Annotated in this window: 8 protein-coding genes; all 8 read right to left on the reverse strand. The window is 40.3% G+C overall.

Translation table 11 applies throughout. From position 1 onward, the window contains the following. Positions 1 to 220 precede the first annotated feature (220 nt). Positions 221 to 673: a NanQ anomerase/TabA/YiaL family protein gene (locus ACO1O5_RS01630; protein WP_486267834.1), complete on the reverse strand. Its 453-nt coding sequence runs from the start codon at positions 671 to 673 to the stop codon at positions 221 to 223. Between the two features lie 121 nt (positions 674 to 794). Continuing rightward, positions 795 to 2,915 (reverse strand): outer membrane protein assembly factor BamB family protein, encoded by a 2,121-nt coding sequence (locus tag ACO1O5_RS01635; RefSeq protein ID WP_486267836.1) that lies wholly within the window; start codon positions 2,913 to 2,915, stop codon positions 795 to 797. Between the two features lie 86 nt (positions 2,916 to 3,001). Next, a complete protein-coding gene (locus tag ACO1O5_RS01640) occupies positions 3,002 to 3,982 on the reverse strand; it encodes a hypothetical protein (protein WP_486267838.1) in 981 nt (326 codons plus the stop codon). 39 nt (positions 3,983 to 4,021) lie between these two features. Then, positions 4,022 to 4,963, reverse strand: coding sequence for an RraA family protein (locus ACO1O5_RS01645; protein WP_486267840.1), 942 nt, complete (start codon positions 4,961 to 4,963; stop codon positions 4,022 to 4,024). Positions 4,964 to 5,029: 66 nt separating this feature from the next. Beyond that, complete coding sequence (locus tag ACO1O5_RS01650) at positions 5,030 to 6,211, reverse strand: mannonate dehydratase (protein WP_486267842.1); 1,182 nt, start codon at positions 6,209 to 6,211, stop codon at positions 5,030 to 5,032. Between the two features lie 37 nt (positions 6,212 to 6,248). Then, the gene (locus ACO1O5_RS01655) at positions 6,249 to 7,748 is read right to left on the reverse strand and encodes a mandelate racemase/muconate lactonizing enzyme family protein (RefSeq protein WP_486267844.1); all 1,500 of its coding nucleotides are present in this window, start codon (positions 7,746 to 7,748) and stop codon (positions 6,249 to 6,251) included. A 498-nt stretch (positions 7,749 to 8,246) separates the two neighbouring features. Further along, positions 8,247 to 10,454 carry a pyrroloquinoline quinone-dependent dehydrogenase gene (locus ACO1O5_RS01660; RefSeq protein WP_486267846.1) on the reverse strand — a complete coding sequence of 736 codons (2,208 nt, stop codon included), beginning with the start codon at positions 10,452 to 10,454 and terminating at the stop codon, positions 8,247 to 8,249. A 48-nt stretch (positions 10,455 to 10,502) separates the two neighbouring features. Then, on the reverse strand, positions 10,503 to 11,475 hold a 973-nt coding region (locus ACO1O5_RS01665), incomplete at its 5' end, for a glycosyl hydrolase family 18 protein (protein WP_486267848.1).

The raw sequence follows: 11,475 nt of genomic DNA on the forward strand, positions 1-11,475 counted from the left end.
AATCAACTCCTTTTTATCGTTTAGCATCAGCTTTATTACTGGCAGGTTGCTCTTCAGCAGAGCCCGCTTCCTCTTCAAACTGATACATAAAGTTCAAACCTAAAATCAATAAAATCACCAACTATTTTTGTCCACATTACCGAAAATAATATCACGTAAAAGTGTGATAAAATCGATTATCACGTTATTACGTGATAATCGATTTTTTTAGCTCAAATAATTATATTTTCACTTTTATCACCATTTTCTTAATGTGCTCCTTCCCGATCATTGGCGCATGTACATCTTCAGGGAAAAAGATAGCAAACTGATTATTGGTTAATTGAAAATACATCTCGGGAGCATCATTATAAAATAACACATCCTTTTCCGGGTTATAATCTCCTTTCGGTTGAATGCACTTCTGCCTGGGTTTCCAGCCTATTTGCTCTGTTCCATTTATGCAAAGTTGTATGTCAATGTGCTGATCATGACATTCGAATTTTGCGGCAGATTCCTCAGCAGTCATCCCGGGTTTATCTGAAACGATTGCTTTCAGCAGATCACCATCAATTTCATATTTGCTCACTTCAATGGTTTCAAGATTTTGCGACCTAATGTGCTCAAAGGCCTTTGAAAATAAGGGATGAATACAAAAGTATTTTTCGGCGTTTAATAAATCATCTATGATCATTGGTTTATTTTTTTATAGTGAACGTTTCAATTTTATTATTTGTCACTTTACTAACGGGATGGCACAGACGCATACGAGTCAACCTGGTTTAATATCAAACTTAACATTGTCGCAAAAAAAATCATTTTAATGTGAAGGCGACATAGTTTCCTCCTGCCTTGCCACCTCTCGCGCCGCCAGCAGCTATCACAATATACTGCTTACCGCCAACTTCATAAGTTATGGGAGTTGCAAAACCACCTGCCGGTAATTGGTATTCCCACACAACCTTTCCTGTTTTTCTATCAAAAGCCCTGAACTTCTCATCCTGGGTTGCCGCAATAAATACAAGGCCTCCTGCAGTAACCAAAGGGCCACCATAATTTTCACTGCCCGTTATCGGAATTCCTTTCTTAGTCAATTCAGGATATTCGCCCAGGGGAACTCTCCATAAATAATCTCCTGTGTTAAGATCGATAGCATTTAGCGTGCCCCACGGTGGTTTAATTCCCGGATAGCCATTTTGATCGGTCAATTTCTTCCAAACTTTATTTACGTAAGCCGGCTTAAATCCAAACTCTTTATTTCTTACATCCGGAGATGGCACTGTTGTACTGTGTTCGCTGAAAGCCGGTGATTTAATATTAGAGGGTAAATTCAATAAATAATGTGCAATGGCTGTCCGCTCTTCGTCCGATAGCCTTTGGAATGAAGGCATTCTGCCTCCGCCGGTTTTTAGAATTTTTTGAATGTCGTTTATCGTTCGTTTCTTTCCGATGTTAACCAGGTTAGGAAATTCTGTGCCAACGCCTTTTCTGTCCTGACCATGACAAGCGGCACAATTCATTAAGTAAAGAATATTGCCGGTTGAAAGGGAAGTAAATTCTTTATTTCGTGTCGCCGTGTCCGTAAGTTGCGTTATCCACGGATCGTCGTTTGAATTTTGATACAGCACACCATCAGGGCTTACCGCACTGCCGCCCCATTCGGCACCGCCGCTATAGCCAAAAAGTAAAATGCCCCTTATATTTGGCGGCGTAAATTTATTATTGGTTTTATACTTGTTGTATTGGTCTAAAACAAAAGCATGCGACTCCGGCGAAAGATCGGTGATGTCTGCTTCAGTAAAAACCTGGTGTGAAAGTGGCAATGGTTTAACAGGATAGTTCTGTACCGGCCAGGGATGTTCGCCCGGCAGGCCATCAGTTGGTACCGGCCGTTCTTCAACCGGAAATATCGATTTACCACTGTCCCGATCCAGCACATAAATAACACCATCTTTAGTAGACTGAACAACTACGTCTACGACTTTACCGTTATGTTGAATGGTGCAAAGATTTGGCGGGCACGGGAGGTCGCGATCCCAAAGATCATGATGAACTGTTTGATAATACCACTTTAATTTACCACTTGCGGCATCGAGTGCTACAATACAGTCCGAGAAAAGATTCATGCCTTGGCGATTGCCACCATAAAAATCAGAAGCAGGCGAACCTGTTCCAAAGTATACAACGCCTCTTTTTTCATCGAGCGTTAAGCCGCTCCAATTATTGGCTGCCCCAATACTTTTCCACGCATCTTTTGGCCATGTATCATAGCCAATTTCGCCGGGATGCGGAACCGTATGGAAAACCCATCGCAATTTACCAGTTATAATGTCGAAGGCCCTTACACTACCTGGCGCAGCATCTCCCGATTCGGAGACTGCAGAACCAACAATCAAAAGATTTTTGGAAACAATACCTGGCGTATTGCACGATACTGAAAGCTCGCTTACATCATGATCTGCATCTGGCGCAAGACCTTCATGAAGGTCGACGGCACCATTTTTGCCAAAGGTGGAAATTAATTTTCCATCATCAGCATTTATACAATACAAGCTGGCACCTACACTGTAAAGAATTCGCTTATCATTACCATTTTGCCAATAGGAAACACCCCTGTTTACGTTAATCATCATGTATCTCTTCCCATCTTTGGAAGGTTCAAATTTCCAAATTTGTTTTCCTGATGCCGCATTGATCGCAAATAACTTAAGGTCTGAAGTAGTGCCATATAGCACACCATTAATTTCAATTGGCTGGCATTGTATCTGTTTCGGTCTTTGTGGTTTTGAAGCGGTGGTATCAGGACTTTCAGCGGCGTTATACTGCCATGCTATTTGTAACTTTTTTACATTACCTGCATTTATTTGATCCAATGGCGAATACCGGTTTCCAGCTTTATTACCTCCGTAAACCGGGTAGTCTTTTCCTGGTTGCATCGAAGCCTCTTTGTGTTTGCAACTTAATATAAGGAGGATGCCCGGAATAAAGAGCAGTAATTTTTGGTTCACCTATATTTTATTTCTTATTGTTTGAGAGAATAATATCTATAAAAAATTTTCCAGCTAAAAGTTTCTCCGGGATTTACTTTAATATGAATAAATGGCTCTGGGCAAATAGTAGTTGAAGCACACCAGAATGCTAATTTCGCTAAAGGCCTATCACAGGTAATTTCTGCAGCGGCGCCAGTGTTTTGATTTTCAACTTTTATATCGTAGTCTTTTGAATTGTCACTATAGCCAGGTAAATCGCCATAATAGACATGTTCATTATTTGCCAATTCTTTTTTAAAGATGAGTTGATTCTTATCGATAATGGCAAGATCCTCATTATTTCCCGCGGTGTTAATATTAAATGGTACGGTAATCTTAAATCCAGCCCGGGTTGATTGGCTGTCAAGCATGAAAAAATTATGATCGTACACTGTAGTTTCAATAACTTTTTGTCCGGTGTTTTTGAAAGTATGGGATAGAACCATTTCAGGTTTGCCTTTTATTAATTCAATTATTTTTTTATAAACATAAGAATAGGCAGTGTCATTAAGCGTATGTTGAAATTCAATACTGGCTTGATTAGTTTTAACTTTCCATACTCCTCCATTAAGAATTTCATAAGGCGGTACAATTGAATAGGCTGATGTGTCGGGTTTTGCAAGGATGCCAATCCCTATTTTCAAAAAAGCTTCACCAGGTTTTGCTTCATTGAATCCAACCGGTAAAAAGTCTTCTACAGGCCCCATGATGGCATCATGAATTCTTGGACCGTATTCCGGATTCCATTGGCCATAATAAGAATGACCACCGCAGGTAAGCTCAGGGATAACGCCGGACCAATCGAATCTCGATCCGCGATAATATCCATTGCCGGCATCCGGCAAATAAATGCGGGCATGTATCAATCCATTTGTTATTTCAGCATCAGGCGGATTAACAAAAGTTGTGGCGCTAATGAACAAGAAGGGTAAAAGAAAAATCGCCGGATTTTTATTGAGAAGGAGCCTGTTCATAATTTCATCGATACTAAATAATGCTTTGTAAAAACTTTATCACTCATTATAATTATGTGCTTTGAGATAGTCATTCAATTCTTTCCTGGTCATAGGCAATTTACTATCAGGGTAACTATTGATCCAGTTCACAAAATCTTTCCTTATCTCGTCCGACCACCGACTATCAATTTGTCCCGCGAGATATTTTTTTTCTTTTAAACGTTGAAAACCAAACTGGTCGCGCAATGCAGTAACTTCAGAAGATATGACTAATTCGGCAACAAGGTTTGCCGGAATAAAAATTGTTCCATATTGATTTGCGAGTACGACATCGCCCGGCAAAACAATGGCGCGACCAACGCGAATGGGAGCGTTGATAGAAGTAAGCATTTCCTGTTGAAGATAGGAAGGATCAACACCGCGGATCCATCCGTTAAATCCTTTGATTTCCTTAAGACCAGCCATGTCTCTTACCGATGCATCGAATATTACACCATTTTGAGAATTGGCGTAAATGGCATTGCCAAGGTTAGAGCCGATAAGCGTTCCATCAATAATTCTTCCATAACCATCTGCAACATATACATCGCCTGGTTGCAAAACATTAATCGGCCACGAATTAGTACCGCCTGATGAATCCCGGCCTTCAGAAATTCCTTCCTGCTTGATAAGTTTTGCAAAGTCTGGCCTCAGTGGCATGTATTGGGCAGTAACTACACGTCCCGTCATAACACTATCAGGATTGATTATTTGCCAATTTCCTTCATACTGATTTTGATAACCCTGGCCGCGTAAATATCCCCAGGCTTCTTCCATCGCAACATTTTTTAAGCGGTATAAAAGAGCATCCGAAACTTTAGGGCGGCCATCTGCAAATCTTTCGCCTTTCCAATCAGCCGTTAATGTTTTAATATATTCCGGTGAAGAACCCACACGTTGCGCATTAGCGGAACTACATGCAAAAACAATTGAAGCAATTAAAATCAATCTCTTATTCATATTATAGCGTTTTATTTAATTTAAAATTGCGTTTAATGTTAACCGTTATATTCAGCTTTTTCTGTCTTAAGTGGTTTTCCCTGTAAGCGTGGTTCCTCTTGCTGCATCAATCAATCCCCTGATATAGCCAATCGCAAATAAGGTTCCTATCGTGCTATAGCCCGGGAAACTGTTACTATCGCCGGCCATTGTAGGAACGTGATCGGGACGCAATGGTCCTTTATAGCCGGCATCATATAATATCTTCATTAGCCTTGCCATATCCATTTGCCCGTCATCTATAAAAGTCTCGTTGAAGTGCTGCCTGTAACCGCGGACGTTTCTAAAATGAACAAACGAGATAACATTTTTCTTACAAAAGTATTCCATTGCAGCGGGCAGGTCTTCCTGCTTGCCTTCATCACCCATTTCACCAAAAGTGCCGTCCCAGGTTATTCCGTTATTAGGACTTGGATATATTTCCAGCAATCTTTTGAATGCCGCAACAGACGTCATGATTCGGGGAACACCCCTTATTGCGTCTACTGGTGGGTCGTCAGGATGCATGGACAATTTAATTCCATATTTCTCTGCTTCAGGAACAACAGCCTTTAGAAAATATTCGAGATTCTTCCACATTAAGTCATGGGTCAACGTTCCGTATTCGGTTATCGGGTTGCCTTCCATTTTATTAATGTCAAAGCCCATTACCAGTGCTCCGCCGCGATCCGGCATGGCTTTATCACTTCTCGCCCAGCTTATCAAAGGCATCCAATTATAACAAATGGTATCAATGCCAACCTGCGACATATTTTTCATTAAGGTGATGAAGTTGGCGATCTCTTCATCTTTTCCAGGAAGGCCGAGTTTGGTTTTTGTATTTAGTGACGGAGGCCCTTCGATTACCGTTAGTTTCAATCCTTCTTTATCCCATGATTCCTTTACAGCCTTTATTACATCAAACTCCCAATTGTTGGCAGTGTCCATCCCAACCATTTTTGGATCAATTCCGCCAACCGCACCCAATACGCCCATTTGTTTGGCAAGTTCAATTTTGCGTGGTTCCTTTCCGGCAAAATAGGCAAGGCATAATTTTATTCCGGCGTCCTTGATGTAATCAATTTTAGCATCCGGTTTTTTAGCATCCATATTATATTTTCCAGACCGGTTATGCAAGCTTGTTGAAGCGGCAACACCTATTGTGCCGAGTGATAAGGATGCGGCCACTGCAGTTCCCTTTTTAATAAAATCTCTGCGATTATCTTTCAAGATTCATCAAAATTTGTAGTTATTAATTAAATATTTTTTAACTGAAAATTCTGTCGTGCGAGCGTAATTCATTCCATTCCGGAGTTGGGGCAAAAAAGCTTTTATCTTTTGCTGATAAATGTTTTTTTACTTCATCTTCATTCAATTCAATACCCAATCCCGGTGCAGTAAGGGGTACGTTTGCAAAACCTTTTGTTATCAAGTCTCTGCCATCTGTCGTTTTTACTAAGCCTTCCCACCATGGTACATCGATATTATGATGCTCACATGCTAAAAAGTTTTGGGTCGCAGCTGCGCAATGAACATCAGCCATAAATGAAACAGGGGTGCCTGCCTGGTGCAAAGCCATTGCTACGCCATGCTCTTCTGCATAGTCGCCAATTTTTTTTGTTTCTAATAAACCTCCTGACGTAGCAAGGTCAGGATGGATAATATCCACTGCATGAATATCAATAAGTGGTTTAAAGTTTTTCAACAGGTAGATATCCTCACCCGTAAGACATGGTGTTTCCAATGCATCCGATATCGTTTTCCATTGATCAGTTAATTCCCATGAAACAATATCTTCCATCCATGCCAACCTGTATTGTTCAAGTCTTCTTCCTAATCTTATCCCATTGTTTAAATCAAAATGCCCATAATGATCAGTAGAAAGTGGTAAATCATATCCTAACATGCCCCTCACATTTTCTACGAGTTTAGCCAGCCCATCAAGGCCCTTATCGGTGATCTGTATTTGCGTAAAAGGATGCGCTGTACTTGAATAATTCGTAATATCTCTCGGATCGCCCCATTGTCTTAAGTTTCCATCGCTACTTTCCCAGAATTTTTCATTCACTAGTGCTCCCGGAATGTTTTTTAATTCGTTGATACCAAGGTCCATCTTCAACCAGGTATATCCCATGTCATTAATACGATAATCCATTAATTTTTTCTGTTCTTCTGGCGATCCCGCTTCAGGAGTATCAGCATACAATCTTATTTTTTCACGATATCTACCTCCTAATAACTGCCATGCAGGAACATTATATGCTTTGCCGCAGATATCCCAAAGCGCCATCTCAACGGCGCATACGCCACCAGCCTGCCTGCTTGGGCCACCAAATTGTTTTATAATTTTAAATATCATTTCAACATTGCAGGGATTTTGCCCGAGAATACGGCTTTTTAACATAAGTGCATAACGGGGATCCGCTGCATCCCTCACTTCGCCCAAGCCATAAATACCCTGGTTGGTATCAATGCGAATAATAGCGGTACCTCCCATAGCAGCGGTCAGCGCATAGCGCATATCGGTAATTTTTAAATCCGAGGGCGCTGAATAACGTTTAACCTTAGACGTAGTCATTGCGATAGTATCAGCTATCGATAAGTGCATCATTCCTGCAAGGGAAATTCCACCTAATGCAGTTTTCTTTAAGAAATCCCTGCGGGCGTTTTTGGTTTCCGGATTTTCTATTTCCGCCTGGGCTTTTGCAGCTTCATTCTTTTCGAGTTCTTTATTACTTTCGGTTAATTGTTTTATAATACTTTTCATTGAATGGATGTTTAATGTGAATTTATTATTAAGTAGTTCAATTAAGTGAGAATAACTTCGACTTCAATCATTATCAACCAGCCGTATATCAATTTTCATTATTCGAAAACCTCCATGGCATTAACTAAATTATATGTCACAGCAATCGAAATTGTATTCGTTTTGAGATAAATCTCATTCGTGATATACCTTATTTATTAAAATGAAGGTTATTGAATTTTCGATAAGGTAAAAATTAATTTTAGTCGCCTGCTTAATGTCAATCGGGAAATCAAAAATATAACCGGTGCTCCTAAAACCAAAACAGCTTTCTATTATCGTGTATACTTAATCGTTATATCAATGCATCCGTGATTATAAAAGTAACTAAATAATCAATCCAATCTCACTACGTTGAAAAAAAATCATTTCTATTTATTTATCATGCTTGCAGTAATGATTGAATCTTTTACTCTAAATCTTGCTTAAGTTTATTCACGCGGTAATTCGCGTGATTATTTACTCGGGCAAGGCAAAAGCCATTATCGATCCGGCTGGTGATTCTTTGGTGCCTGAAACCGAGACTGCTACATATTGTTTTCCTTTGCTTTGATACGTGCATGGAGTAGCCGAAACAACACCTGGCAGAGTGATTTCCCATAATAATTTTCCGGTAGTTTTATCAAATGCCTGGAATTTATGATCCTGCGAACCTCCGATGAATACAATGCCGCCGGCCGTTACTATGGGACCGGGCAAGCTGGCATCACCTGTGATGGGAGCTCCCTTTTTCTGCTGTTCCGGAATGTTGCCCACGGGTATTGTCCATTCATATTCGCCTGTATTAAGATTGATTGCGTTTAGGGTGCCCCATGGAGGCTTAATGAAGGGATGGCCTTCAGGATCAGTTAACTCGCCATAAGCCGTTATGTTGAGGTAGGTAGCCGCCGTGTCTTTTAGATTGTTTTCTTTTTTGCCTTCGGTCACTGCTGATTTGTTATTTTTTATCTCCGAAAGATCGTTTTCCTTTTGCAATAAGTGCCAATCAGTCTTATCGAATAAGAAGTCAATAATTCCTTTTTCGTGGCCATTCAGCACACTACTGAAAGAGGGCATTTTTCCGCCGCCGGTTCTTATCTTATTCAATACCTGGGATTCAGACAGCCTTTTCTTTATGTCAACCAATGAAGGATAAGTCGGTTCAGTGCCGGTTCTATCAGCCTTGTGACAACTTGCGCAATAAGTGGAATAAAATTTCCTTCCATCTTCATGAACTGAAATATTTAATGGTTTTGCTGAAGTATCTATTTTTTGTAATCTATCAATCTCAGGAGCTTCGTTGGCCTTTACGTAGAGAATCCCCGTTGAAACATCATAGGCAGCGCCACCCCATTCTGACCCGCCAATTGTTCCCGGAAGATTCAATGTGCCTTTAAGTGAAGGAGGCGTAAATAATCCCTCGTATCTTAATCCATTAAACATGGCAATCAATGAATCATGCATGGCAGGTGAGTAATCAGAAAGGTCATCAATCGTCATGAACTGCCGCGAATAAGGTTTTGGTTTGAGAGGAAAGGGTTGCGTGGGCCATGCCTTTTCGCCCGGCACATCAGAAGCTGGTACGGGTCGCTCTTCAATCGGAAATATTGATTCGCCTGTTTCCCGGTTTAATACATATACAAAACCAACTTTTGATATCTGCGCCACCGCATCTATTTTTCTCCCGTCTTTTACAACCGTAACTAAATTCGGAGGAGCCGGCAAATCATAGTCCCATAAATCGTGATGTATAGTTTGAAAATGCCAGATGTATTTCCCGGTTTTTGCATCAAGAGCTATAACACAATTTCCATAAAGATCCTGACCTATACGGTCATAGCCATAAAAATCATAAGAGGGAGACCCCGTGGCTAAAAAAACCATTCCTCTCTTTTCATCTACACTGAGGCCGCCCCAATCATTGGCGCCACCAACATATTTCCACGCATCCTTCGGCCATGTTTCATAGCCTCTTTCTCCAGGTTTTGGAATCGTATGAAAAGTCCATTCTAATTTTCCGTTTCTTACATTATAAGCCCTAACATATCCGGGCTGCCCGCCATATAATTCTGAAACCTCATTTCCTATTATTAATAAATCTTTATAAATGATGCCCGGCGATGTAGGTTTTATGGATATCTTTTTAGGGTCGTCTCTCATTCCTATGTTCATACTCACTTTACCATCACTCCCAAATTCAGGGATGATTTTTCCGGTTGCTGCGTTCAACGCGTAGAGCGTATCTCCACCGGTAAACAAGATTCTTTTATCGTCCCCATCTTCCCAATAAGTAACACCACGAAAAGATCCGCCACCCGGACCTCCATTAAACGGATCGAAAGACCACAACTCTTTACCGTTGTTCGCATCTATTGCGTATATGCGGTGGCGTGAGGAAGCAGCGTACATAATGCCATCTATAATTATCGGATTACATTCGCTGCTGTTATGTCGCGAGCCTTCTGCTGCATCGTTCGGGTTAAATGTCCATGCTAATTTTAATTGATGAACATTCTCTTTATTAATCTGCTTTAACACGGAGTAACTGGTGCTTTCTGCATCGGCCTTGTACACGCTCCAGGTGCGTTCTTTGTTATTGCAGTTGCTGAAGAAAATAACGAGGAACAAAAAAGTTAAAACGGTAAATTTTTTATTCCGGAAGATGTTTGCCATATCAAAGTTGATCATAAAAACATTAAAGAAAACTTCTCAAGACCTGTGCATTTTTTTATTGCCCTAATTTACGCCATACACTTCTTCGTTAATTATTTTAAGTAATGATTTGTCGGCCAATGCATCGCCCGACAATTGCCAGATCATGATTCCTGATGCTTTTTCTTTAGCTAAATCGGTTTTTCTTTTGATGGTCTCAATACCATTGTAATACATAATAGCACCTCCCGGCATAACAACAGAATCGGCTAACTCAGCTCCCGGAAATTCAGCCACAATTTGTCCGTAATTTAAACTTGACGGTGGAGAAGTTAATGCAGGACCGAAACCATATCCATAGAAAGGAACACCTAGACCAACTGTACTTTTTGGAATATTTCTTTCTGTTATAAAATAGTCCAGGTCTTGCACCGCCTGGTCGTAAGTGGAGTGAGGGCCTGGCTTTTCGGGAGTCCAGGGACCTGTGTGATCATAGCTCATTACGTTTACAAAATCATATTGGTGTAATGCTTTGTCGCTAAGTTGATCTTTATAGAAAACTGCTATTGCCGAAGTAACCAGCTTTTTATGTTTGTGAAATTTTTTTGCTAAATCAATTGCAAACGCTTCATAATTTTCATCGATATCACTCCCCTCAATATCAACATCTATACCATCAAAATTATTTGAGATAACGATCTGCAACAAGTCGTTAACCAATTTTTTTCTTTTACCCTTTTTTAAAAGAGTGTGATAATATGGATGTGGACCACCACCTGCAATTGATGGAATTACTTTTACATTATGGCTGTGGGCTGAATCAATAAAAGCAACCAGACCTGAGAGGTCCTGGTTAAAGTTTCCAAGTGAATCCGGGTTTAAAAAATAAAGATTGATGTGAGTGAGCTCATTAAAAGGAATAGTTTTTAAATCGGCTGTCATGGCAGATTTTAACGAATAATATCCCACTATTCTAAACTTAGATTTTTCATCTTGCGACTTGCATTCAACAGATAAAAGCATTGAGCTTAAAGTCAATATTAAAATCAGATTTCCT

This window comes from Ginsengibacter sp. (assembly GCF_057362405.1).

What these genes read in the sequence shown, in the direction of transcription:
- ACO1O5_RS01635 (WP_486267836.1), bottom strand. Translation starts at nt 2,915, where the DNA reads ATGCAACCAGGAAAAGACTACCCGGTTTACGGAGGTAATAAAGCTGGA.
- ACO1O5_RS01645 (WP_486267840.1), bottom strand. Translation starts at nt 4,963, where the DNA reads ATGAATAAGAGATTGATTTTAATTGCTTCAATTGTTTTTGCATGTAGT.
- ACO1O5_RS01640 (WP_486267838.1), bottom strand. Translation starts at nt 3,982, where the DNA reads ATGAACAGGCTCCTTCTCAATAAAAATCCGGCGATTTTTCTTTTACCC.
- ACO1O5_RS01655 (WP_486267844.1), bottom strand. Translation starts at nt 7,748, where the DNA reads ATGAAAAGTATTATAAAACAATTAACCGAAAGTAATAAAGAACTCGAA.
- ACO1O5_RS01630 (WP_486267834.1), bottom strand. Translation starts at nt 673, where the DNA reads ATGATCATAGATGATTTATTAAACGCCGAAAAATACTTTTGTATTCAT.
- ACO1O5_RS01660 (WP_486267846.1), bottom strand. Translation starts at nt 10,454, where the DNA reads ATGATCAACTTTGATATGGCAAACATCTTCCGGAATAAAAAATTTACC.